The organism is Psychroflexus longus, assembly GCF_020164595.1.
In the GTDB taxonomy this organism is placed as follows: Bacteria; Bacteroidota; Bacteroidia; order Flavobacteriales; family Flavobacteriaceae; genus Psychroflexus; species Psychroflexus longus.
The window spans coordinates 34,942-57,665 of sequence record NZ_JAIQZE010000002.1 but is presented as its reverse complement, the minus strand read 5'-3'; the positions used below and the strand labels follow the sequence as shown (position 1 = coordinate 57,665).

25 protein-coding genes are annotated in these 22,724 nt (G+C 35.5%); 22 read left to right on the top strand and 3 right to left on the bottom strand.

Annotated features, from left to right (window positions below):
• Positions 1 to 40 precede the first annotated feature (40 nt).
• The 13 genes from LB452_RS02990 (at position 41) to LB452_RS02930 (ending at position 10,117) form a co-directional block, all read left to right on the top strand.
• Positions 41 to 2,110, top strand: a complete 2,070-nt coding sequence (locus LB452_RS02990; RefSeq protein WP_224460239.1) for a gliding motility protein RemB — start codon at positions 41 to 43, stop codon at positions 2,108 to 2,110.
• Positions 2,111 to 2,190: 80 nt separating this feature from the next.
• Positions 2,191 to 3,093, top strand: coding sequence for a heme o synthase (gene cyoE, locus LB452_RS02985; protein WP_224460238.1), 903 nt, complete (start codon positions 2,191 to 2,193; stop codon positions 3,091 to 3,093).
• Entirely contained in the window at positions 3,084 to 3,650 is a 567-nt protein-coding gene (locus tag LB452_RS02980) for a cytochrome c oxidase subunit 3 (protein WP_224460237.1), read from the top strand. The genes cyoE and LB452_RS02980 overlap by 10 nt, the downstream gene beginning before the upstream one ends.
• A gap of 44 nt (positions 3,651 to 3,694) precedes the next feature.
• Positions 3,695 to 4,681 carry a cytochrome c oxidase subunit 3 gene (locus LB452_RS02975; RefSeq protein ID WP_224460236.1) on the top strand — a complete coding sequence of 329 codons (987 nt, stop codon included), beginning with the start codon at positions 3,695 to 3,697 and terminating at the stop codon, positions 4,679 to 4,681.
• 25 nt (positions 4,682 to 4,706) lie between these two features.
• On the top strand, positions 4,707 to 5,072 hold the full coding sequence (locus LB452_RS02970; protein WP_224455325.1) for a cytochrome C oxidase subunit IV family protein: 366 nt from the start codon (positions 4,707 to 4,709) through the stop codon (positions 5,070 to 5,072).
• Between the two features lie 76 nt (positions 5,073 to 5,148).
• Positions 5,149 to 5,787: a hypothetical protein gene (locus LB452_RS02965; protein ID WP_224460235.1), complete on the top strand. Its 639-nt coding sequence runs from the start codon at positions 5,149 to 5,151 to the stop codon at positions 5,785 to 5,787.
• Positions 5,787 to 6,461: an SCO family protein gene (locus tag LB452_RS02960; RefSeq protein WP_224460234.1), complete on the top strand. Its 675-nt coding sequence runs from the start codon at positions 5,787 to 5,789 to the stop codon at positions 6,459 to 6,461. Before LB452_RS02965 ends, LB452_RS02960 begins: the two co-directional genes overlap by 1 nt.
• Positions 6,458 to 6,997 carry a DUF420 domain-containing protein gene (locus LB452_RS02955; RefSeq protein ID WP_224460233.1) on the top strand — a complete coding sequence of 180 codons (540 nt, stop codon included), beginning with the start codon at positions 6,458 to 6,460 and terminating at the stop codon, positions 6,995 to 6,997. The genes LB452_RS02960 and LB452_RS02955 overlap by 4 nt, the downstream gene beginning before the upstream one ends.
• Positions 6,998 to 7,009: 12 nt before the next feature.
• Positions 7,010 to 7,249, top strand: a complete 240-nt coding sequence (locus LB452_RS02950; RefSeq protein WP_407692602.1) for a hypothetical protein — start codon at positions 7,010 to 7,012, stop codon at positions 7,247 to 7,249.
• Complete coding sequence (locus LB452_RS02945; protein ID WP_224460231.1) at positions 7,246 to 7,599, top strand: arsenate reductase family protein; 354 nt, start codon at positions 7,246 to 7,248, stop codon at positions 7,597 to 7,599. Before LB452_RS02950 ends, LB452_RS02945 begins: the two co-directional genes overlap by 4 nt.
• Complete coding sequence (locus LB452_RS02940) at positions 7,592 to 8,494, top strand: DMT family transporter (RefSeq protein WP_224460230.1); 903 nt, start codon at positions 7,592 to 7,594, stop codon at positions 8,492 to 8,494. The genes LB452_RS02945 and LB452_RS02940 overlap by 8 nt, the downstream gene beginning before the upstream one ends.
• Positions 8,495 to 8,561: 67 nt before the next feature.
• Positions 8,562 to 9,011 carry a copper resistance protein NlpE gene (locus LB452_RS02935; protein WP_224460229.1) on the top strand — a complete coding sequence of 150 codons (450 nt, stop codon included), beginning with the start codon at positions 8,562 to 8,564 and terminating at the stop codon, positions 9,009 to 9,011.
• Between the two features lie 47 nt (positions 9,012 to 9,058).
• Positions 9,059 to 10,117 (top strand): ArsO family NAD(P)H-dependent flavin-containing monooxygenase, encoded by a 1,059-nt coding sequence (locus LB452_RS02930; RefSeq protein WP_224460228.1) that lies wholly within the window; start codon positions 9,059 to 9,061, stop codon positions 10,115 to 10,117.
• Here the strand turns inward: LB452_RS02930 and LB452_RS02925 are convergent.
• Positions 10,114 to 12,546, bottom strand: a complete 2,433-nt coding sequence (locus tag LB452_RS02925; protein WP_224460227.1) for a DUF5916 domain-containing protein — start codon at positions 12,544 to 12,546, stop codon at positions 10,114 to 10,116. The two genes, LB452_RS02930 and LB452_RS02925, sit on opposite strands and share 4 nt — an antisense overlap.
• 131 nt (positions 12,547 to 12,677) lie before the next feature.
• Here LB452_RS02925 and LB452_RS02920 point away from each other — a divergent pair, with 131 nt between their 5' ends.
• The 5 genes from LB452_RS02920 (at position 12,678) to LB452_RS02900 (ending at position 15,887) form a co-directional block, all read left to right on the top strand.
• The gene (locus tag LB452_RS02920) at positions 12,678 to 13,007 is read left to right on the top strand and encodes an ArsR/SmtB family transcription factor (protein ID WP_224460226.1); all 330 of its coding nucleotides are present in this window, start codon (positions 12,678 to 12,680) and stop codon (positions 13,005 to 13,007) included.
• A gap of 102 nt (positions 13,008 to 13,109) precedes the next feature.
• Positions 13,110 to 13,487, top strand: coding sequence for a GxxExxY protein (locus tag LB452_RS02915; RefSeq protein ID WP_224460225.1), 378 nt, complete (start codon positions 13,110 to 13,112; stop codon positions 13,485 to 13,487).
• 250 nt (positions 13,488 to 13,737) lie between these two features.
• Positions 13,738 to 14,190, top strand: a complete 453-nt coding sequence (locus LB452_RS02910) for a DUF6428 family protein (protein ID WP_224460224.1) — start codon at positions 13,738 to 13,740, stop codon at positions 14,188 to 14,190.
• A gap of 30 nt (positions 14,191 to 14,220) precedes the next feature.
• Positions 14,221 to 15,231: an ACR3 family arsenite efflux transporter gene (arsB, locus tag LB452_RS02905; protein ID WP_224460223.1), complete on the top strand. Its 1,011-nt coding sequence runs from the start codon at positions 14,221 to 14,223 to the stop codon at positions 15,229 to 15,231.
• Positions 15,232 to 15,266: 35 nt separating this feature from the next.
• Positions 15,267 to 15,887: a low molecular weight phosphatase family protein gene (locus LB452_RS02900; RefSeq protein WP_224460222.1), complete on the top strand. Its 621-nt coding sequence runs from the start codon at positions 15,267 to 15,269 to the stop codon at positions 15,885 to 15,887.
• Positions 15,888 to 15,898: 11 nt separating this feature from the next.
• Here the strand turns inward: LB452_RS02900 and LB452_RS02895 are convergent, their stop codons facing one another.
• The gene (locus tag LB452_RS02895) at positions 15,899 to 16,696 is read right to left on the bottom strand and encodes a DUF3667 domain-containing protein (RefSeq protein ID WP_224460221.1); all 798 of its coding nucleotides are present in this window, start codon (positions 16,694 to 16,696) and stop codon (positions 15,899 to 15,901) included.
• A gap of 280 nt (positions 16,697 to 16,976) precedes the next feature.
• On the opposite strand from LB452_RS02895, the gene LB452_RS02890 reads away from it, so the two are divergent.
• From LB452_RS02890 to LB452_RS02875, 4 genes are read left to right on the top strand one after another with little or no spacing between them, the layout of a single operon-like run.
• On the top strand, positions 16,977 to 17,651 hold the full coding sequence (locus LB452_RS02890) for a TetR/AcrR family transcriptional regulator (protein ID WP_224460220.1): 675 nt from the start codon (positions 16,977 to 16,979) through the stop codon (positions 17,649 to 17,651).
• Positions 17,652 to 17,654: 3 nt separating this feature from the next.
• Positions 17,655 to 19,316 (top strand): peptidase domain-containing ABC transporter, encoded by a 1,662-nt coding sequence (locus tag LB452_RS02885; RefSeq protein ID WP_224460219.1) that lies wholly within the window; start codon positions 17,655 to 17,657, stop codon positions 19,314 to 19,316.
• A gap of 1 nt (position 19,317) precedes the next feature.
• Complete coding sequence (locus LB452_RS02880; protein WP_224460218.1) at positions 19,318 to 20,688, top strand: HlyD family secretion protein; 1,371 nt, start codon at positions 19,318 to 19,320, stop codon at positions 20,686 to 20,688.
• A complete protein-coding gene (locus LB452_RS02875; protein ID WP_224460217.1) occupies positions 20,685 to 22,106 on the top strand; it encodes a TolC family protein in 1,422 nt (473 codons plus the stop codon). Before LB452_RS02880 ends, LB452_RS02875 begins: the two co-directional genes overlap by 4 nt.
• Position 22,107: 1 nt before the next feature.
• Here LB452_RS02875 and LB452_RS02870 read toward each other — a convergent pair whose 3' ends face one another.
• Positions 22,108 to 22,701, bottom strand: a complete 594-nt coding sequence (locus LB452_RS02870) for a riboflavin synthase (protein ID WP_224460216.1) — start codon at positions 22,699 to 22,701, stop codon at positions 22,108 to 22,110.
• Positions 22,702 to 22,724 lie beyond the last annotated feature (23 nt).

Sequence of the window (22,724 nt, the reverse complement as noted above, 5' to 3'; positions counted from 1 at the left end):
TTTTAAATCATATTTGTAGAGTCTTTCCAACTAGTAAATTATGAAAAGCCTTCCTTTAGTTTTATTCCTTGCTTTTGTTTCGGGTTTCAGTCAAAACTTTATTTCTAAAACTGAAAGTTATCCTACTTTTTCCTCTTGTGAAAATGTTTCAAAATCAAAACAGGAAAAGTGTTTTAAGAATCAACTCAAGTCCTTTATTTATTCAAATTATAATGAGCCTGAAATTATTTCATCAGAAAATTACGAAGGAGTAGCGACCGTAATTTTTGAAGTAGACAAAGATGGGGTATTTCAGGTATTGTATGTGAATTCAGAATATCAAGAGTTGAATGAGGAACTCGAGAGGGTCTTCAGCAGTTTTCCAAAAATTAGGCCTGCAACCTACAATGGAGTACCAACTTATGTTCAATTTAGAATGCCACTTCAAATCCCACTTTCTCGATCTTCAATTCAAGAAGAGTCAATTCAGAAAGAAAAGCCACTGGAAAGTTACCAGAATGAATTTGATGATATAAAAACAAAAAACTTTAACTATCCCCAGTACAAAAGCGGTCTCAACATTCCTTTATCTCACGAGTTGTATAACAGATTTACGACTAAGATGGATAAGATTGGAACAAATGCTCACACAGCTTCGAAGCCTTATAAGTATGCAGAAGTTCAGCCTTATTATGACTTAGAAAAAGAAAACAAAGCCTTATTTTATAAAAAGGAGTCTTGGTTCGGACGAAAGTTTTTCAATGAAAATACTGTTCAAATACAAGGTGAAGATTATTGGTTTACGTTTGATATAGCTGCTGACCTTCAGGTAGGTAGAGACTTCGAAGAGTCTTTTACAACCTACAATAATACCAGAGCTGGTATTTTTCAAGGGGGTTTAGGAGACCGACTGAATTTCTTCACGGTGATTTATGAAAGTCAGGGGAAATTTGCTGGTTATTTCAATGATTTAGCGGAAGATTTAGGGAGAAGAAACTCAGGCCAGGTCAGCATTCCGACCCGAGGAATTGGAGAGCCCTATCGAGATGGGTTTGACTATCCTGTTGTCGAAGGTTATCTGTCTTACAATGCTACAGATTTTTTAGATATACAATTTGGTAGGGGTAATAATTTTATTGGTGACGGTTACAGATCTCTTTTTATGAGTGATAATGCCTCACCCAATGCTTATGTAAAAGTCAATACAAGTTTCTGGAAATTTAAGTATACCAATACCTGGTCATCTTTGAAAAATCCGAATACACTTACAGATGGTGGAGCTTTCTTGACCAAATACATGGCAACTCACTACTTGAGCTACAATGTCAACAAACGACTTAACATTGGTTTATTTGAGTCTGTATTATTTGAAAGTGAACCAAATCGTGGATTTGACTGGAATTTTGTAAATCCAATCTTGTTTTACAATATGGTTGAATACTCTTCAGGCTCCAGGTCTGGTAAATCCCTTATTGGACTTAGTTATAAATATAAATGGACTGACCAAATCAATAGTTATGGTCAGCTCCTCATAGATGAGTTTTCGGTTGACGATGTAACTGCAGGTAATAAGAGCTGGAAAAATAAATTTGGCTTTCAAATGGGTGTAAAATATGCTGATGCCTTCAAGGTGAACAATCTTTTTTTACAACTAGAGTATAACCAGGTAAGGCCTTACACTTATTCCCACAATACGCTTAACCTACATTATACCAATGATAACCAGTCTATGGCGCATTTGTGGGGAGCAAATTTCAGGGAGTTTTTATTCATTACCCGATATAAAAAAGATAGATTTTACGGACATGCGAAATTCATTTTTGGTGAACGTGGATTCGAAACCAATGAAAATAGCGATCCTTTTTATGGAACTAATTTACTGGGAGATGAAAGGTTAAGAATTGCAGATGAAGGAATAAATATTGGTCAGGGAAACAGAGGCAATTCTTATTACGGCGAACTGGAGGCTGGATTTATTGTCAATCCAACAACCAACTTAAAGGTTTACCTCAATTTAATTCACCGAAAACTTAATGTTTCAGAAAATACTGCTCTAAATTTTGATAGAAATACAACTTGGGTTAATCTTGGATTCAGGACAGATATTTTTAATTGGTATTATGATTATTAAGCCAATACTTAGTAAATATTAACGAACGTCTGCTTCTTAAAAAAAACTTTTTAGCCGTATCTTTGCAGAAATTTCAAGTATTGTCAACTTCCTTAGCATATTCACATATATTTTTATGGGTAAAAGACTTCAAAGAGCTAACAAAATTTAGATTAGCTGTAAGTGTAGTTTTTTCCTCCATAGCAGGTTATTTACTTGGCGCAGATGAATTCAATTTTTGGAATTTAATCTTGTTGGCAATTGGTGGCTATGCAATGGTTGGTGCATCCAATGCCTTCAACCAGATCATAGAGAAGGATCTTGACGCTAAAATGAAGAGGACCAAAAACCGTCCTATTCCTTCCGGTACAATGTCGGTGAATACCGCATTTGCCATAGCTACCATTCTTACCATCATTGGATTACTATTACTTTTTGTAATCAATCCTATTACTGCCATGTTTGGGGCCATTTCTATTTTTCTCTATGTAAGCATTTATACGCCTTTAAAAACGATGACTCCACTTTCTGTATTCGTTGGAGCATTCCCAGGAGCAATTCCTTTTATGCTGGGTTGGGTAGCTGCAACAGGTTCTTTTGGGATAGAGGCAGGGACGCTTTTCATGATACAGTTTTTTTGGCAATTCCCTCACTTTTGGTCACTAGGGTGGTGGCTTTATGATGATTATAAGGAAGGTGGTTTTTTTATGTTACCTACTGGCAAAAGAGACAAAGGAACCGCTATGCAAATTATTTTATACACTGTTTGGACACTTCTTGTTTCTGTAGTTCCAGTACTTGGAGTAACGGGTGATTTGAAATTGTCTGTGATTTCAGCAGTTTTAATTTTTGCTCTAGGTCTGGTGATGTTGTTTTATGCAATTCAACTTTTCAAAAACAGAGAAACAAAACAGGCAAGGCAACTTATGTTGGCAAGTGTGTCCTACATAACTTTAATACAAATTATTTACGTTTTAGATAAATATATCAGATTATGGCTTTAGACGAGAAACACAAACGGGCGAGAATGATGATGATGTGGTTTGGCATCATAAGTATGGGGATGATGTTTGCGGGTCTTACGAGTGCCTATGTAGTAAGTAAAAACCGTCCGGATTGGCTTACAGATTACCAGTTGCCAGATGTTTTTATCTGGAGTACACTGGTCATTTTCATAAGCAGTATTACATTTCATTTGACCAAAAAATTTACAGCTGAAGGTGATACAGATAAAGCTAATATTGCTATCGTATCCACTTTCATTTTAGGGGTTTTGTTTGTAGTGATGCAATTCATCGGGTTTGATGAAATTGTAGAAGCTGGTTACTACTTTACTGGAAGTGCAAGTAGTATTACTATGTCTTTTGTTTATCTATTGGTTCTAGCACACGTAGTTCACGTTGCTGCTGGTCTCATTGTACTTTTAGTTGTAATTTATAATCATTTTAAAAAGAAATATTCAAAAGGAAATATGTTGGGATTGCGTTTGGGAGTTACCTTCTGGCACTTCGTGGACGGGCTCTGGCTTTACCTCTTTTTGTTTTTATATTTCTTTAGATAATAATAAAATTGTCTATTTTTGCAGAACATTAATATTTGATTTTTATGGAAGCTACTACCGTTGCGAAAACAGGTACCGAGGGAAAAACTTGGGGAGGAGGTGATGAAAAACCACTAAAAGCGAGTTATGGAAAATTGATGATGTGGTTCTTTATCTCATCGGATGCTCTCACATTTTCAGGTTTTTTGGCTGCTTATGGGTTTACAAGATTTAAATTTATAAATGAATGGCCTATTGCGGATGAAGTGTTTAATCACTTTCCATTTTTACACGGTGTAGATGCCCCGATGTATTATGTCGCTTTGATGACGTTTATCTTGATTTTTTCATCAGTAACAATGGTTCTTGCTGTAGATGCCGGTCACCAAATGCAAAAAAACAAGGTCGTTACTTATATGGCTTTGACTATACTTGGAGGTATTATATTTATAGGTTCTCAAGCCTGGGAATGGTCTAATTTTATATCAGGTGAATATGGAGCTGTAGAGACCAGAAGTGGTAAAATTATACAGTTTGCCGATTCTGAAGGTAATCGGGTAGCTCTTGAAGAATTCTCAAGTGCATCACCAAAAGATAGAACTCAGCATGAAGCTAAAAATGGAATATGGTACAATTCTGAAGCCTCTTACAATCCTTTATCCATAGAAGATGTAAAAAATGGCTTTGCTGCAAATCCAGATCTTCGTGTTAGAACTATGGAAATCACTGACGAGGGTGAGAAAGAAATTTTAAACAGAGAGGAATCCTTGCTTAAATTAAATACATCGGGTATTGGAGTTATACAAGGTGCCAATTTATCTCAAAATGAATATGGTGCTCCTTTGTTTGGAGGCTTTTTCTTCTTTATTACTGGATTTCACGGTTTTCACGTACTTTCAGGAGTTATCATACTTATTATTATATTCTTCAATGTTTTGGTAGGAACATATGAGAAAAGAGGAAGTTATGAAATGGTGGAAAAGGTCGGATTATACTGGCACTTTGTCGATTTAGTCTGGGTATTTGTTTTTACCTTTTTCTACTTAGTATAACAATTTTATAAAGAATTATATTACAATGGCACACGATACAACTCACGGCGAACACTCAGGAGCGAAAAAGAGAATTTGGCAAGTATTTATCATTCTATCTATTTTAACGATAGTAGAGGTAGTACTTGGTATCTTCAAACCAGATTTTTTGGTTCATACAGATTTGGTTTCATTATCACTTCTAAATTGGATTTTTATAGTACTTACAATTATTAAAGCCTATTACATAGTTTGGGCTTTTATGCACATGGAGCATGAAGCAGCAAGTCTGCGAAGAGTAGTAGTTTGGACTGGCGTCTTCCTTATATCCTATTTAATTGCTATCCTCCTCATAGAAGGCACATATATCCAGGAGATCTATGAAAGTGGTTACATCACTTGGGATTTCTAAAGTTCAAAGGTTAAAAATACTTCAAAAGGCGGTTTTTAGAGAACCGCCTTTTTTAATTTTGCATATATTTTAAAGAATGAAAAAGTACATCGTCCTTATTGTTTTATTTGTACTACCGCTTGTTGCCTATTTGTTTTTCTCTAGCGGAATAAATTCATTTGGCAGACTTCCTGTTCTCAATGAAGATCTTTCAGAATTAAAAGAATTCGAGACTGAGCAGATTACTTTCGATAACAAAATCACTATCCTCACTTTCTTCGGAAAAGACTTTGATGTTAAAAAAGTTCATGCTTTCAATATGAAAGAGAAGATTTATGACCGCTATCATAAGTTTGATAATTTTCAAGTTGTTAGTGTTACTGAATTAAATTCAGAAAAACGTATTCAAGATTTCAGAAATGAAATCAACAAAACATCTGATGCTTCCGAATGGTTTTTTCTTGAGCTTGCAGATAAAGAGATAACGAGATTATTTGAGAGTCTGGATTCAGATTTAAAATTGGATGATAAACTTTCTAGTGAATATGCTTTTATTATCGACAAGCAAATGAAATTAAGAGGTCGTAGCGATGATGAAGATGAAGGAACGAAATATGCTTACGATCTTAGTAATTTGAAAGAAGTAAGCGATAAAATGAATGATGATGTAAAGATTATCTTAGCAGAATATAGATTTGCTTTGAAAAAGAATAACGCTCAAAGAGAAAAAAAATAATGAAAAAATATTCTTACGTAGGAATATCTCTAGTAATTCTAGTTTTTGGAATCTGGGTAGTCAGTGAGATGTTGTCCAGAAATTCCACAGACAGCTTAGCGTATATTGAAATTGATGGTGAGCGCAAAAAAGTTCCAGAATTTGAATTTGTTAACCAAAACAAAGACACTATTACCAATGAAGATTACCTTGGTAAAGTATACGTTGTAGAATTTTTTTTCGCGACTTGTCCAACGATCTGCCCTATTATGAATGAGAATCTTCTGGAAGTTCAAGATGAATTTTATGGAAATATGAATTTTGGAATTGCATCATTCACTATCAATCCCAAACATGATACTCCCGAGGTTTTGAAAGAACATGCTGATGAACTAGGGGTCAAGTTGCCTCACTGGAATTTCCTTACGGGTGACCAAGATGAAATCTATGAGTTAGCAAATCAAGGTTTCAATATTTATGCCCGTCAAGATGAAAATGCAGAAGGTGGTTTTGAGCATTCTGGGTTTTTCGCTTTAATTGACCAAGAAGGTTACATCCGGAGCAGAAAAGACGAGGCCGGAAATCCAATTATTTTTTACCAGGGTTCGGTACCGAGAAATCAATCTGACGCTCAAAGTCATGAGATACAACAAATCGATATATTGATAGAAGACATTGAAATACTTTTAAAATGAAAGCGACTTTAAGTAAATCTGACAAAACTATTGTTCCTATCATCATAGGGCTCTCCGTTATTGTGCCAATCGTTGTTGTTATATTAATGAATCTTCCTACCCGATATGATCTATTAGGTTTAGAAGTGGGTTCTTTTCCATTTTTCCATGCGCTTATCAATGGCATGACAGCAATTTTATTACTTCTTGGATATACTTTTATCAAGCAAGAGAGAAAAATAGCTCATAGAAATGTGATGATAACGGCTTTTGGATTATCCGCCTTATTTTTGGTGAGCTATGTTATTTCAAAAATCAGTAATGAACCTGTTCCTTATGGTGGAGAAGGAATCTTGAGATATATTTACTTTTTTATCTTAATCACACACATTGCGCTTTCTGCCATCATTATACCTCTTGTTTTATTTACAATGTATAGAGGTTTGACTGGAGAATACACTAAACATAAAAAAATCGCCAGGTGGACATTTCCCATATGGCTATATGTTGCCATAACAGGAGTTCTAGTTTATCTATTTATGCTACCTTATTACTAAATTTGAAAGATGATGAAGATGAATAAATATTTTTTAGCACTGGTATTAATACTTGTAACAATTTGGGATTCTGTTTCCCAGTGCTCTATGTGCAGAGCAGTATTAGAATCTGAACAAGATACAGGACAGGCAGAGGCCATCAATGACGGTATCGTTTATCTTATGGCATTTCCATACATTCTCGTAGGAGGAGTTCTATATGTGGTGTACAGATCCTTTAAGAAAAAGAAATCTCAACAAAACACACAATGAAAAAAGTTTTTCATCTTTCAACCTGTGATACTTGCAAACGTATTTTAGGTAAGCTTTCTTTACCAGATGATGTTATTATCCAAGATATCAAGAAGGAACACATATCGGAATCAGATTTAGAATTTCTTTACAAAAACACAAGGTCTTATGAGATCTTACTTAACAAAAGAGCTAAAAAATATACAGAAGCAGGTTTAAAAGACGAGAACCTTTCCGAAGAAGAAATCAAAGAATACATTCTATCACATTACACATTTCTAAAAAGACCTATTTTTATTATTGATGACAAAATATTTATAGGTAATGACAAGCATACTGTAGACGCCCTGAAGTCTCTATTCAATGACTAAGCGCGTACAAGCTTTGTTAGCCGCACTAGTTGCCACAACATTTTTTGGAATCAATCATACCTTAGCCAAGGGTTTAATGCCAGATTACGTCCAGCCTTATGGCTTTGTTTTTATACGCGTACTCGGTGCTGGAATTATATTTTGGGTTGTGAGCCTCTTTATAAAAAACGAAAAGATAAAAAGAGAACATTGGCCGAGACTTTTGCTAAGCGCTATGTTTGGTATGGTCATCAATATGATGCTTTCGTTCAAGGGTTTGAGTCTTTCCACTCCCATCAATAGCTCAGTCATCGTTACTATAACACCAATTTTAGTCTTTATACTTTCAGCGGTTTTAATTCGAGAAAAAATTACAATTCTCAAAGGCTCAGGAGCAATTCTGGGACTTTTGGGAGGACTTAGTCTTATTTTATTTGGTGTTCAGCAACAGGTAGGTGCACCCAATATTCCACTTGGAAACGTCCTGTTATTCGTCAACGCCCTGTCCTTTGGTATGTTTTTAATTGTTGCCAAGCCACTTACCAAAACTTACCACCCCATTACCTTGATGCGTTGGCTATTTTTAACAGCTATCATTATCAATCTACCTATTGGCTGGTCTGAATTTCGGGAAGTAGACTGGGTCAGTATGCCGTTTTCAGCTCTATGGCGCATCGGATTTGTAATTGTTGGCACAACCTTTACGACCTATCTTCTCAACATGTTTGCTTTAAAACATTTATCCGCTTCAACCATCGGCGTGTTTACCTATCTACAGCCAGTTATTGCCATTGCATTTGCTATTTTTTCTGGTGCAGACCAATTAACACTTCTAAAAATTATATCCGTCATCCTTGTGTTTCTAGGTGTATTTATGGTGACCAAAAATCCAGCGAGGAAGCGATCTAAGGCTTAGCTTTTCTTCGGAATTTGCTACAGTTCACCTTATCTTTGTAGATATTCAGCTCAAAATTCCTACTAAAATGATATTACGTCCGTATTTCGTTATTCTGATTTCTCTTGCTTTGACTTCTTGTAATAAGAGGACTGAAGCCAACGTAAATTCAGAGACTTATGTACCAAGTCAATCCTTCAAAGAGGAGCATACCAGTAAAAATTCTTTAGACTGGCAAGGAACATACCAGGGAATTCTACCTTGTGCCGATTGTGAAGGTATACAGACCAAAATCCTGATTAACTCCGACAATACATACATAAAGTTCATAACATATTTAGGTAAGGACGAAAAAGAAGTTCAATCCCAAGGGAACTTCAGTTGGAATGCTTCAGGAAGTGAAATTACTTTAGAAAGCGAAGACAAACCAAACACCTATAAGGTTATGGAAAATGCACTGATGGTTTTAGATATGGAAGATCATATGATCCGTGGCCAACTAGAAGATCACTATAAATTAAACAAAGATTTAGATTAAATTTTCCTTCAGTAAAGCAAATAAGAATTAAAGATCAAACTTAAGGCATGGACGATAAAATATATGACCTCATCATTATAGGTGGGGGACAAAGCGCTTTGGCCTGTGCCTTTTTTTTAAGACGAAAAGAAATAGACTACCTTATTTTGGACGATCAGGATTCTTGCGGAGCATCCTGGAAACGTACCTGGGAGTCGCTCACTTTATTTTCTCCACCAGAACACAGTTCACTTCCAGGTTGGCAAATGCCAGCCTCCAAAGGTGAATTTCCTACTCGTGAAGAAACCATCGATTACCTCTGTCGCTACGAAAAGCGTTATGACTTCCCTATAGAACGCCCCGTGATGGTCACTTCAGTAAATAAATCTGATGGTATTTTCAGTATCAAAACTAACAAGAAGGACTATAAATCGAAAACAGTTATATCTGCAACTGGCACCTTCAAAAACCCTTTTATTCCTGAAGTTCATGGGCGAGAAAAATTCAAAGGCCAGCAATTGCATTCATCAGAATATAGGAGTCCAGAGGGTTTTCAAGATAAAAAAGTAGTCATCGTTGGTGAGGGTAATTCCGGCGCTCAAATCTTAGCAGAAGTCTCCAAAGTGGCCAACACGTTTTGGTCTACAAGCCAGGAACCTGAGTATCTCCCCGATGATGTGGACGGCAGAGTTTTATTCGATGTTGCTTCAGCCAAATACTATGCTGAGAAGAAAGGCGATACCTTTGATGCATCAAAATATAACCTTGGAAATATCGTCATGGTACCTTCAGTCAAAGAAGCTCGGGAACGCGATGTTTTGCATTCCAGAGGTCAGATTCAGACTATTATCAAGGACGGTGTTATTTGGGAAGATGGTTCTGATCAGGATGTAGATGTTATTATTTGGTGCACAGGATTTGGTTATTCGACTGGGTTTTTAGAGAATTTAGTATCTATAGATAAAAAAGGGAAAATACCAACTGATAATACAAAAGCCAAAGAAACTGATGGTTTATGGCTTGTAGGGTATGGCGGTTGGACAGGCTTTGCTTCTGCTACTTTGATTGGTGTTGGTCGTTATGCAAAACAAACCATCAAAGAAGTCAGTGAATATTTGAAAGGTTAGCTATCTTCAGAAGTAAATACAGACTTAACCGTATTTACATCAAAAAAGTATTGCAGTCTAATCGAAACCGTATGCTGTATGTCTTGCTGGAATAAATTAGTAAAAGTCGTTTCAAAATTATTCTGTGCTTCAGAGTTGTTGGTAAATAACTGATTCCTGTACAAAGCCGTCAAAAAACTGCCTGGTGCAAATTGCCATGAATAATTCAAATCTAGATTCCAGGTACTGAAGTTGATATCTGGACTCGAAGCTAAAGCAGATTTTGGTAGATTTTCATTTTCAGAAAGTCTTCCGTTAGGATTGAGATTATACATGAACTCATCATATAGTACAGTATCCCAATAGTGACGGAGCTGAAGATTCAAACCATTAAATGGGTCAAAATTATAATTAGCAGAAATGCTATTGATTAAAATTTGCCGGTCACGTTCTCCGAAAATAGGTTCATTTTGTGAAAAACTAGAGAAACCACGATCGTTGATTTGCTTTTCAAAATTGAAATTATATTCCATAAAAAAGAAATCGTTAAATCTTACTCTTGGTCGTATTCTGAATTCATAAGAGAAAGAATCTCTATTTTCTTCAAAAAAAGTTTCAGTTCTTGCTCTTACGTTTATAGCAAAAGTTCTGTTGTAATTAGTAGAAACAAAACCCCCCAATCTTGTTTGATTTTCAGTTATAAAATAGCGTCCATCAACACGAGGTTCAAAATAATCAAATTGTTTTCCAGGTTCCATTCGCAAATCGAACCCGTAAGTATCTAGTTTAAGAGATGTTGCTACAAATTCTGAATATAATAAGAGACCTGTATAAGTTTGAGGTGAGGCTAACTGACTGTAACGCGAAAAAATCCGAATACTGTAACTCTGAAAATTTTCAGTAGGTTCAAAAATTTGATAAGAAGCTCTACCAGTGAAATTATTGTAGTTATTTCGGAATATAAGGCCTAAATCATTGATGTCGTATTTTTTATCAGCATAATCATGACTAAGAGAATATTGATATTTATTACTGATTTTACCAATTCTCAGACTTGAGCTAAATCCTGTCTTTTCATCATCGTTCAGATTCAAATGACTCATTTTGAATTCTCCTGAAAGTTGGTAAGAGTTGCTGTCATTGATAAGGTCAAACAATGCTCCAGTAACATTTGCATTTCTATAATCACCAGAGCGAGTTACATTAGTATTGATTAAACTCACAGATGAATTTTTGTTGAATTGCTTATCTACTACCATGATATTATAATTAGATAGTGGTTCAACTTCAACTTCTCTGCGAGTATTATGAAGAGTGTCCAAAACAGTTGCATTTGTGGTTTCTGTCACAGCATTAAATACGCCAACTCCAAGCCCATTTTTGAGTCGGCCAGACATTTTCATAGCATTGATTAATCCAACCTCGCTGGGTTTATTTTCTATGATTTCGTTTTTCTCAGGATCTATAGTCCCGGTGGGAGCACTTCCAACTCGTCTGGAAAAAAATAAGTCACCTTTTGTAAAGAGGTCAACACCTTCTGTGAAAAATTGACGTTGCTCATCAAAGGTTTGTTCAAATGGACCTAAGTTTAACACCACATCATCAAATCTAGCTTGGCTAAAGTCTGGAATAAGCGTGGCGTCTAGCGTTAAATTATCGGTAATACCATATTTCATATCCATACCCAGCTTAAAGTCAGTTGAAGTTTGGTCACCAACCGTGTTCACAATTCCTGTTGTGAATGGGTATAAGTTTAACCTTAGAGGTGGTTTTAAATTTTTTAAACCTAACAATTGGCCGTGATAAAGACCTTCATAACCTTTTGTTCTATCAATTGGATTCCAGGCATAATCAGAACGCTCTCTTCTAAAATGTCTTCTAAACTGTATTCCCCAGGTCTGTATAGCCGTTTTAGGAAATCTTAAAGTTCTATAAGGAATCTTCATTTCCAGTTGCCATCCAAAATCGGTTTTTTGTACATTACTATCCCAAACGGCATTCCAGCCAAAATCTTGACCTATGCTTGGGGATGAAATGGCATCGGCCTGAGTACCAGAACTAAAAACAAAAAACTGGGTATCGTTTTGAGCATCATTATTAGGATTTAAAATCAGAGCAAAATAATCTGCCTGACCAAAATCGTCTCTAGTGGTAAATTGACTCATTATTTTATTAGGGTCATCGTATAATTTTGCTGCTAAAAAAATACCATCATCATTGTAATAAAGTTTTACTTCAGTTCTGCGATCTGGAGTGGCAGAAAGTTTAAGATTGGGAGAGAATTGAACAAAGTTGGTAGCAATATCAAGATTATCCCAAACGCTGTCTGATAGGTCACCATCTATTTTTGCTGATTCATCCTGTCTCACAATAGTATATTGTTTTTTATCCTGAGCAAATCCAAAAGTAGTAATTAGATAAATAAAAAGGAAGACTAAACGTCCAAACATAAACTGAAATTATTTAAAAATTGCAAAAGTATAGTCTTAGGACTCAGCTTAGGATTAGAAGTTGAATATATTAATAAAATTTTGTAGTATTATTTATTTATCGTAATATTGCAATATTTAATTATTACGATATGGGAGTGACACGATCCGATCTTTTTACAGAAAAGCAAAACGAATTTTCCAAAGTGGCTAAAGTCTTTGGACATCCAGCACGTCTGGCAATTTTGGAATATTTATTGAAATCCAATTCCTGTATTTGTGGAGATTTAGTCGAAGAGCTAGGTTTAGCTCAGGCTACAATTAGCCAGCACTTGAAAGAATTGAAGAACGCTGAAATCATCAAAGGTAATATTGAAGGGACTTCTGTTTGCTACTGTATCAATGAAGAGAAATGGTACGAAATGAAAATGATTTTCAACGAACTTTTTGACCGTTATCCAAACCCAAAAGATTGTTGTTAGTATTTTAAATCATTACTCCTAAAATTTCACTCAAAGATCGAAAAGAAATTGCGAAGAACGCCAAGGGAAACCTCTTTATTGTAAAAATTAAAACTATATAAAATGACTGAGAATGAACTTTCTTTTAAGGTTATAGGCGTTGCTTTAGAATTACATAAAAATCTAGGGCCTGGCTTATTAGAGTCTACATATGAAGCGGCTTTAAAATATGATTTAGAAAAATTAGGTTTAAATATACAGCATCAAGTACCTATGCCATTTGTTTATAAAGAGGTTAAGATGGACGTTGGTTACAGGCTTGATTTGGTCGTCGAGAACAAATTAATTTTAGAAATTAAATCTTTAGAAAACTTAGCACCTGTTCATTTTGCTCAACTGCTAACTTACCTAAAGTTATCTGATAAAAAATTAGGACTATTGATAAATTTCAATACTAAATTACTAAAAGAAGGGATTCATCGAGTTGTTAATCAATTATAAACGACTTAGCGTTCTTAGCGTAAAGCTTAGCGAACTTTGCGAGAACCAAAACAATGTATAATCACTTTTGAAATTTTCACGCAAAGCATGAAAAGAAATCGCGAAGAACGCCAAGGAAAAGCACACTAAATAACAAGCATGGGCTTATTAAATTATCAATCAATTAAATAGGCCTTAACGGACTCAGTAAAAAACTTAGCACACTTTGCAAGAACTCAAAAAATAATAACAACTATAAACTCAAAATAAAATGACACTCAAACAAGTAAAAGAACACTTAGCTACTCTAGACACATTGCAATTTCAATTGCCCGATGGAACGACTGTTCCTTCTCATTTTCATGTGACAGAAGTTGGTCAGGTTTCTAAAGACTTCATCGATTGTGGAGGAACGCTGAGACATGAAAAAGTGGTGAATTTTCAGCTTTGGAATGCAGATGATGTTGACCACAGGTTACAGCCCAGAAAGCTAAAAAACATTATCCAACTTTCTGAAAAGAAACTTTTTATAGATGACAGATTGGAAGTTGAAGTGGAATATCAAGGAGACACTATTGGTAAATACCACTTAGATTTTACAGATGGTAAATTTCAATTGATTTCAACACTCACAGATTGTCTTGCCAAGGACCAGTGTGGTATTCCTGAACCACAAGCTGCAGAGCAAAGTTCTTGTTGTACACCAGAGTCTGGATGTTGTTAATTTTTTTCTTAAAAACGAAGATAAATACCAATGGGAAAGTTTGAAAGATATTTGACTCTGTGGGTGGCTTTAGCCATCATAGCAGGTATAGGAATAGGAACATTTGCAGGAGATTCCATAGAATTTTTAAGCGAGTTGGAAGTCGCCAAAGTCAATCTTCCAGTCGCCATCTTGGTGTGGATGATGATTTACCCAATGATGGTTCAAATCGATTTTTCATCGCTTAAAAATGTCACCAAAAACAGTAAAGGAATTGGATTGACGTTGGTCATCAACTGGCTTGTCAAACCATTTTCTATGGCCTTTTTTGCATGGTTATTTCTAGACCAGATTTTTAGTGCCTACCTCAATCCTGAGGACGCTCAGCAATATATTGCTGGCGCAATAATTCTTGGAGCAGCCCCTTGTACGGCAATGGTATTTGTATGGTCCTATCTGACCAAAGGCGATGCAAATTACACACTGGTTCAGGTGTCTTTGAATGATTTGATATTGCTTGTGTTGTTTATTCCGATAGTAAGATTGCTTCTAGGCGTTACCGATATTGAGATTCCTTACGATACTTTGATTTATTCGGTACTTATTTTTGTCGTGATTCCTTTAGTAGCGGGTTATATTTCCAATAAGTATTTAATCAAAAAACACGGTTTAAAATGGTTCAATTCTGTTTTTCTGGCAAAATTGAAACCCGTTTCCATGATTGCCTTAATTACCACTTTGGTTCTACTTTTTGCTTTTCAAGGACAAAGAATTCTGGACAACCCGTTTGATATTTTACTGATTGCCGTTCCGCTTGCCATTCAGACTTATTTTATCTTTTTCATCACTTGGTTTTTGGGCAGATATCTCAAACTGAAACATAATGTTTGCGCACCATCGGCTATGATTGGAGCGAGCAATTTTTTTGAATTGGCGGTTGCCGTGGCAATTTCATTATTTGGTCTTAACTCTGGCGCTTCCTTGGCGACTGTGGTTGGGATTCTTATAGAAGTCCCTATCATGTTATCTTTAGTCGCTATTGCGAATAAATGGAGGTACTAAGCTTTAATTTTATTCTTCACCAAACACCATCATTTATGTTTCCTAGAATTGAAAAACTTTGTAGAAAACTTGAAACTGAACGCGATTCAATTTCAGCAGAGAGAAAACAAATACTAGAAAAGATTGCCTCTGCAATAGATTCTCAAATTGAAAATACAGGCAAAGCTCAACTGATTTACATCTGTACGCACAATTCTAGAAGAAGTCATTTTGGGCAGATTTGGGCGAATGTTGCTGCAGAATTTTACGGAATGTCGTCTGTGATTGAAGCCTTTTCTGGTGGGACCGAAGTGACTGCACTACATCCCAATTCGGTAACTGCATTGAAAACCATGGGATTTGAGGTAAGGACAACGACAACTGAAGCGAATCCCAGGTATAATGTAAAGTTTGGAAAGCAAAGGTCTACAACTTGTTTTTCTAAAGTCTTTGATAATCCTGAAAATCCAGACCAAGATTTTTTAGCCATCATGACCTGTTCGCATGCCGACGAAAATTGCCCGTTTATCCCTGGAGCTTTATCCAGATTTGCTTCACCTTATGAAGATCCAAAACTGTTTGATACTACTCAATTACAGGATAAAAAATACCTGGAACGTGCTATGGAAATTGGAAGAGAAGTCTCTTTTATGGTTTCTCAACTAGCTTCAAAATAATTATTTAAGCTTTAATAAAACAAAATACTCAAAATTGAAAAACTCATCAGCACCAGCAGAATGCTAAAAAAATAACAATTAATCATTATGAATTCTTTTACAATGGTTTTGAATCTGTTTTGAGCATAAAATTTTCTCATTGACTTATATAAGTAGAACATATAAATTAATACCCATATCCATAGATCTACAAAATTTATTACAGTGTACAGAAGAAGTAATATCAAAAAAACAGTCTGTTGGTTGTAATTGAAAATGAGGTGATGCGTATAAGGAATTTTTCTTCTGATATAGAACAAAATGCTGAATAGTGTAAAAATCGGAACAAAAAAGAATAGAAAAAAAGGAAATTTTGGCAGAAGAAAATTCAAATATGCTTTCGGATTATCTTGTAACCTCGAGTAACCTTTAAGAAAATCAAATTTCAATCTATTAGTAAGATTATCTTCTTCTCCAGTTGCTTCTATGGTTTTTGCATAAGAAGACTTTGGATTTTCTTCTAGATAACTTTGAATCTTAGACGCAGGAGTTTCATCATCAAAATCAAATACATAATTAAAACTTTCACTTAGGTCTGAACTATCTTCTTTCGAAATAGTCTTATAATCACTTAATTCTTCCTTGTTGATCCAGCTTACAACAAGAAAGAAAACGATAGCTGTGCTTATAAAGAATCTAAAGGGATTGACGTAGCCAACGCGCTTTCCAATGATATATTCTCTGCTTAATTTACCAGGTCTAAAAATCAATGCACTGATGGTTTTTCTAAATCGTGAATCGTAAGAAATCACTCCCGAGAAGAATTCCATCAAAAGCTCTTTAAGGTTTAAAGCCTTAGAAGAGTTTTTTTGACCGCAGTAAGAGCAAAACCGATCGGAAATATCCAGATTTTTCTCACAGTTTAAGCATTTTTCAGTCCTGTGCAGAAAGCGTTTAGGCCTTGATTTTAATTTTAATCTGATTTTTATTTTGAATTAAATTCTTTAACAAAATTAACATTTAGTTAAATATTATAAAGAAATATTTAATATTTTGAGTGAGTATTAAATGATAGTATTACTATTATATTTGCGATTTTAATTTTGATTTATGCATAACATACTATCCAATCTTAGAGTTGATATTAATTCTTCTCTATATCTTAAGGATCCTGAGAGTTCTCAATTGGGTATCAATATTGTAAAATCGAGCATCGATCTCATTGATGCTAATGGAATTGAAGAGTTCAATTTCAAAAAATTAGCAAGGGTAATTGGTTCTACTGAAAGCTCGATTTACAGGTACTTTGAAAATAAACATCGCCTTCTTTTATACATTTCGTCCCTTTATTGGGGAATTATGGAATTTCAGATGGTAGTACAGACAAATAATATGTCTGGCAGCTTAGAAAAATTATTAAAAGCTGTAGAAACTTTGTTTAGTACACCGCAAACAAAATGCACTTCTTTTGAAATTGAAGGACAAAAGTTGAGACACATTCTCAATTCAGAATTCGTAAAGGCTTATCACCACAAACTGGTGGATGAAGAAAATGAAGCTGGCTGTTTCAGCATTTACAAAAGATTAGTTTCTCGATTGTCTGAGATGATCGTCGAGGTCAATTCAGATTATTCCTTTAGTAAAAGTTTGGCTTCCGTCATTATAGAAGGTTCGCTAAATCAGTACTTCTTATCAGAACATTTTCATAACTTAACCGATTGCCATTCAAAAGATAATCTATATTTATTTTATAAAGATTTACTGACCAAAACATTAATGTCTTAATATATGGCCACAGATACTAAAACCCCATGGATTAGGCTAGGGAGACTCTTAAGTCTTGAAAGAAAGTCCGTTTTTAAAATCTTATTTTATGCCGTTTTTGCTGGTCTTGTAGAGCTTGGTTTGCCACTTGGTATACAGGCAATTGTAAATATAATTGTGGGTGGAAGCTTTAATGCCTCGGTTATTCTCCTTACAGGCGTTGTGTTATTCAGTGTTGCTTTTGCCGGAGTGCTAAGGTACATGCAGCTAAGAATCGGTGAAGATTTACAACAGAGAATTTTTGCAAGATCTTCTTTTGAGCTTATTTACAGGTTTCCAAAAATGGAATACTCTGCCTTACAAAATGAATATCCTCCAGAATTAGCCAATCGTTTTTTTGATGTGATGACCATTCAAAAATCATTGCCAAAATTGCTTATTGAATTTTCCAGTGCCTTTATTCAAATCTTTTTTGGATTGATTTTGCTTTCTCTCTATCATCCATTTTTTGTCTTTTTTGGGTTTTTATTGATTTTGCTTTTTTACCTAATCTTTAAATTATCCCTGAAAGAAGGTGTAAAAGAATCCTTGATGGAGTCAAGTTTTAAGTATAAAACCGCGCACTGGATCCAAGAAGTTTCTAGAAGTATTGAAGGATTTAAAGTGTCAGAAAGTTTTTCTTATGCCTCACAAAGAAACGATGAGACAAGCCTTAAGTATTTGAACGCCAGAGAAAAACATTTCCGGGTGTTAAGGTTTCAGTTTTTTAAAATGATTGCTTTTAAAGTGATTGTAGCCGCTGCACTCCTCATCGTAGGGGGGCTTTTAGTCATAAACCAGCAGATGAATATAGGGCAATTTGTAGCTGCAGAAATCATTATTGTTTTGATGATAAACTCTGTAGAAAAATTGATTAAGGGCCTCGAAGATCTCTACGGTTTACTTGCAGGTATAGAGAAACTTGGAAGGGTCACGGATATTTCGATAGAGCGCCAGGGAGGTAATAAACCTTTCGATAAAACGCAAGATTTTATTTTCGAATATAAAGATATCAACCTTACCCTGGGTAAAGAGAAGATACTTAAAAATATAAATATCAAAATAAACCTAGAAGACTTAATACTAGTAAAAGGTACACCTGGTTCTGGTAAGTCTTCACTTCTGAGGGTTCTTGTGGGGCTCATTGATAACATAGAAGGTAATATTTTTGTAAATGATTTCAATTTGAAAAATGTTGATCTTACTTATTTTAGAGATTTTGCAGGTCACTATTTTCCTAGCAATAGAACTTTTGAAGGGACCATACTTGAAAATATAACACTCAATAACCCAGATATATCTATGGATTATGTGCAATTATTGGTGAAAAAATTGCAGCTTAGCGATTATGTCAAATCTCAGGATAAAGGTTTGGAAACAATTATTTATTCTGAAGGAAGACAACTCCCTTATACGGTTAATAAAAAAATAATGATTGCTAGAGCAGTTGCCTCAAAGCCGAAGTTGCTGGTTCTAAAAGATCCCACAGAGGATCTGCTAGACGAAGAGTCCAAAGCAATTATTGATTTTCTTACAGAACCAGATAGACCTTGGGCTTTAGCAGTCATAAGTACTAAAGAAATTTGGAAAGAGAAATGTAATCGTTTCCTTTATATGGATAATGGTGAAATGACAATAAAAGAATAATATGCTTGATATATCAAAACTTAAACTGAACGAAAAGGTTGATTTATCCAAGTATAAATCAATGGAATTTACCTTTCATAAGGATCGCTTCCTTACCTTTAATAAGATCATGACGATCTTTGGGGTGGTTCTTTTGGCAATACTTTTTTTGCCTTGGACTCAAATTGTTCAAGGAAGAGGATACGTGACAAGTTTAGAGCCAAACCAAAGGCCTCAATCCATTGAGTCTGCAATTTCCGGGCAAATAGTAAAGTGGTATGTAAGAGAGGGACAAATCGTAGAGAAGGGAGATACGATACTTCATATCTCTGAAATAAAGGATAAATTCTTTGATCCGGATTTACTTCAGAGAGCGCAATCCCAAATCACAGCAAAGAATTTTTCTTTAGACTCTTATGTCGAAAAGGTCAAGGCCTTAAACTTTCAAATAGAAGCTTTGATAGAAGAGCGAAAATTAAAGTTGGAACAGGCACAGAATAAACTTATCCAGGCTAACTTAAAAGTAGAAAGCGATAGTATTGAAGTAGAGGCTGCAAAAACTCAGCTTTTGATTGCTGAACGTCAGTTTGAGCGAACAGAAAGTTTAGAAAAAGAGGGACTTAAAGCGGTGACTGATCTTGAAGCTAAACGTTTAATGTTGCAGAATAGTCAGGCTAAAATAATTTCGCAAAAAAACAAGCTTCTATCCAGCAAAAATGAAGTTATCAATGCTAAAATAGAAATATCAAGTATAAAAGCTGGCTATCAAGACAAAATATCCAAGGCAGAAAGTGATAAATTTTCTGCTCTCTCTGGGCAGTACGATACCGAAGCTCAACGTACTAAGTTAGAAACCGAATTTACTAACTTTACGGTACGATCGGGGATGCGTTATATAAAAGCTCCACAGTCTGGCTTTGTTAATAAAGTTCTCCAGAGCGGAATTGGGGAGACCTTTAAAGAAGGGACCCAGATCGTCAGTATTATGCCTTTGGATATTGATCTTGCTGTAGAGACTTTTGTAGACCCTATTGATTTGCCTCTTTTACATCCTGGTGAACCTATTCGTATTATTTTTGATGGTTGGCCTGCAATTTTTTTCTCTGGATGGCCTAATCTGTCTTATGGAACCTACGGCGGAGAAATTGTAGCAGTCTCAAGAACCATGGATCCACAAAAAGGAAAATTCAGAGTCTTGATTAAAGAAGACCCTAAGGAAAAAGAATGGCCAGATGTAGTAAGAGCAGGTTCTGGAGCCAGAACTATGGCTTTGCTTAACGACGTTCCTGTGTGGTATGAAATATGGCGAAAGATCAATGGATTCCCTCCAGACTATTATATGCCACAGGATTCCAATAAAAGTGTAGATAAGAATCAAAATACATCTAAATGATTCGCAACTTCATCTTAGTATTTAGTGTTTTGTGGACTTTGCCAGGAATAGCTCAAGATGTGCAGCTAGCAGAAGAGCAAAACGTCTTTAGCTTAAATGAGTTTCTAGCTTACGTCAAGGAGTATCACCCTATTGCTCAGTTAGCCAATTTTGAAATTTCTACAGCTCAGGCCAAATTGCTGAAGTCTCGAGGAGCTTTTGATCCTAAGGTGACTGTAGATTGGAAAAATAAAGAGTTTAAAGGAACTGAGTATTACGACATTCTGAACTCGACTTTCAAAATACCAACCTGGTATGGTATTGAAGTAAAGGCGGGTTATGAGCAAAATCAGGGTTCGTTTTTAAATCCTCAGAATGTGGTTCCTGACGACGGTCTTTATAGTGCAGGAGTTTCTGTTCCTGTAGGGCAGGGTTTATTTATCAACGAAAGAATGGCCGATTTGAAACAGGCTAAAATCATGCAGGATTTAAGCCAGGCTCAGCGTGATATTCGTCTTAATCAATTGCTTTCTGAAGCTGTATTAGCCTACCTGGACTGGTATCTGGCCAGCCGAGAAGTGTCATTATTTGATAATTTTGTTGACCGGGCAGAAGTACGTTTTGAAGGTATAAAGGAAAGTGCCCTAGCCGGAGATATCCCAACCATAGATACTCTTGAAGCTGGAATAACAGTTCAGGAAAGAAAATTAAGTCTGGAACAGGCTAACCTAAAGTTGATCAAGAGCAGACTGGCTTTGTCTAACTTTTTATGGTTCGAAGATTTTATTCCTTTAGAACTGGGACCATTTGTGGTGCCTCAAGCCCTGGATGAAAATTCTTTGGATCCTGTTCTGGGTACCAATCTGCTTCAGCTGGAAGATTTTGTATTGGAGGAGCACCCAAAGATTCGAGCTTTGGATTTCAAAATAGACCAGCTGGAAGTTAATCAGCGCTTAAAGGCAGAAATGTTAAAGCCACAACTGGACTTGGAGTATAATTTTATTAATGAGCGTGTAGGGGAGTTTGAAAACTTCAATACCGAAGACTATAAGGCTGGGATTTTCTTTAGGCTTCCGCTTTTTTTGAGAAAAGAAAGGGGAGACCTGAAACTTGCTAAAATTAAAGTCAACGAAGCTCAGCTGGATCTAGATTTTGAAGCCCTTCAACTACAAAATAAAATTCAGGCTTCAAGAAGTGAAATCCTTTCTTACATTACTCAGCTTAACACATTTCAGTCTATCGTAGAAGACACCTCAACTCTTTTAAAAGCAGAGGAGCGCAAATTTAGTTTTGGAGAAAGCTCAGTGTTTTTAATCAACTCCAGAGAAGTAAAATTGATTGACTCGAGGCTAAAAGAAATCAAAGTATTTGAAAAACTGCTCAAATCCAAAGCAGATCTTTTCAATATACTAGTTAATGATGTATCATTGGACGATTAATTTATAAGGACTGCATTTCCATCAATCGCTTCACATATTTTCCTATAACATCAAATTCTAGATTAACAATATCGCCCTTTTTTAAGGTTTTGAAACTAGTATTTTCATAAGTGTAAGGAATAATGGCAACGCTAAATTCATTCAATTTTGAATTGACGACCGTTAGGCTAACCCCATTAATGGTAATAGAACCTTTCTCTATAGTAACATTCATAAGTTTGGGATCATAGGAAAATGTAAATTCCCAGCTTCCATCTTTAGTTTCTGCACGTTCACAGGTAGCGACCTGGTCCACATGGCCCTGAACAATATGTCCATCTAAGTGAGCATTCATTTTCATACCCCTTTCGAGATTGATCTGATGCCCTTCCTTAAGCTGCTTTAGGTTGGTTTTATTCAAAGTTTCATCTATCGCTGTCACTTTATAAGTATCATTTGTAACATCAACAACAGTCAGGCACACTCCATTGTGAGCAACGCTTTGATCGACCTTTAACTCATTGGCTAAATTGGCCTTTATTGTAAAATCAATATTCCCTCCAGATGACTCAATTTTTGAGATCGTTCCTACTTCCTCAATAATACCTGTAAACATAATTGTAGATTATTTCGTTACCT

Excerpts from the sequence above, each read along its gene's own strand:
- LB452_RS02980 (WP_224460237.1), top strand. The coding sequence starts at position 3,084 with ATGGCTTTAGACGAGAAACACAAACGGGCGAGAATGATGATGATGTGG.
- LB452_RS02895 (WP_224460221.1), bottom strand. The coding sequence starts at position 16,696 with ATGGAATTCTTCTCGGGAGTGATTTCTTACGATTCACGATTTAGAAAA.
- LB452_RS02930 (WP_224460228.1), top strand. The coding sequence starts at position 9,059 with ATGGACGATAAAATATATGACCTCATCATTATAGGTGGGGGACAAAGC.
- LB452_RS02875 (WP_224460217.1), top strand. The coding sequence starts at position 20,685 with ATGATTCGCAACTTCATCTTAGTATTTAGTGTTTTGTGGACTTTGCCA.
- LB452_RS02970 (WP_224455325.1), top strand. The coding sequence starts at position 4,707 with ATGGCACACGATACAACTCACGGCGAACACTCAGGAGCGAAAAAGAGA.
- LB452_RS02965 (WP_224460235.1), top strand. The coding sequence starts at position 5,149 with ATGAAAAAGTACATCGTCCTTATTGTTTTATTTGTACTACCGCTTGTT.
- arsB (WP_224460223.1), top strand. The coding sequence starts at position 14,221 with ATGGGAAAGTTTGAAAGATATTTGACTCTGTGGGTGGCTTTAGCCATC.
- LB452_RS02950 (WP_407692602.1), top strand. The coding sequence starts at position 7,010 with ATGAAGATGAATAAATATTTTTTAGCACTGGTATTAATACTTGTAACA.
- LB452_RS02900 (WP_224460222.1), top strand. The coding sequence starts at position 15,267 with ATGTTTCCTAGAATTGAAAAACTTTGTAGAAAACTTGAAACTGAACGC.
- LB452_RS02915 (WP_224460225.1), top strand. The coding sequence starts at position 13,110 with ATGACTGAGAATGAACTTTCTTTTAAGGTTATAGGCGTTGCTTTAGAA.
- LB452_RS02920 (WP_224460226.1), top strand. The coding sequence starts at position 12,678 with ATGGGAGTGACACGATCCGATCTTTTTACAGAAAAGCAAAACGAATTT.
- LB452_RS02910 (WP_224460224.1), top strand. The coding sequence starts at position 13,738 with ATGACACTCAAACAAGTAAAAGAACACTTAGCTACTCTAGACACATTG.
- LB452_RS02990 (WP_224460239.1), top strand. The coding sequence starts at position 41 with ATGAAAAGCCTTCCTTTAGTTTTATTCCTTGCTTTTGTTTCGGGTTTC.
- LB452_RS02870 (WP_224460216.1), bottom strand. The coding sequence starts at position 22,701 with ATGTTTACAGGTATTATTGAGGAAGTAGGAACGATCTCAAAAATTGAG.
- LB452_RS02880 (WP_224460218.1), top strand. The coding sequence starts at position 19,318 with ATGCTTGATATATCAAAACTTAAACTGAACGAAAAGGTTGATTTATCC.
- LB452_RS02975 (WP_224460236.1), top strand. The coding sequence starts at position 3,695 with ATGGAAGCTACTACCGTTGCGAAAACAGGTACCGAGGGAAAAACTTGG.
- LB452_RS02955 (WP_224460233.1), top strand. The coding sequence starts at position 6,458 with ATGAAAGCGACTTTAAGTAAATCTGACAAAACTATTGTTCCTATCATC.
- LB452_RS02885 (WP_224460219.1), top strand. The coding sequence starts at position 17,655 with ATGGCCACAGATACTAAAACCCCATGGATTAGGCTAGGGAGACTCTTA.
- LB452_RS02890 (WP_224460220.1), top strand. The coding sequence starts at position 16,977 with ATGCATAACATACTATCCAATCTTAGAGTTGATATTAATTCTTCTCTA.
- LB452_RS02940 (WP_224460230.1), top strand. The coding sequence starts at position 7,592 with ATGACTAAGCGCGTACAAGCTTTGTTAGCCGCACTAGTTGCCACAACA.
- LB452_RS02960 (WP_224460234.1), top strand. The coding sequence starts at position 5,787 with ATGAAAAAATATTCTTACGTAGGAATATCTCTAGTAATTCTAGTTTTT.
- LB452_RS02935 (WP_224460229.1), top strand. The coding sequence starts at position 8,562 with ATGATATTACGTCCGTATTTCGTTATTCTGATTTCTCTTGCTTTGACT.
- LB452_RS02945 (WP_224460231.1), top strand. The coding sequence starts at position 7,246 with ATGAAAAAAGTTTTTCATCTTTCAACCTGTGATACTTGCAAACGTATT.
- LB452_RS02925 (WP_224460227.1), bottom strand. The coding sequence starts at position 12,546 with ATGTTTGGACGTTTAGTCTTCCTTTTTATTTATCTAATTACTACTTTT.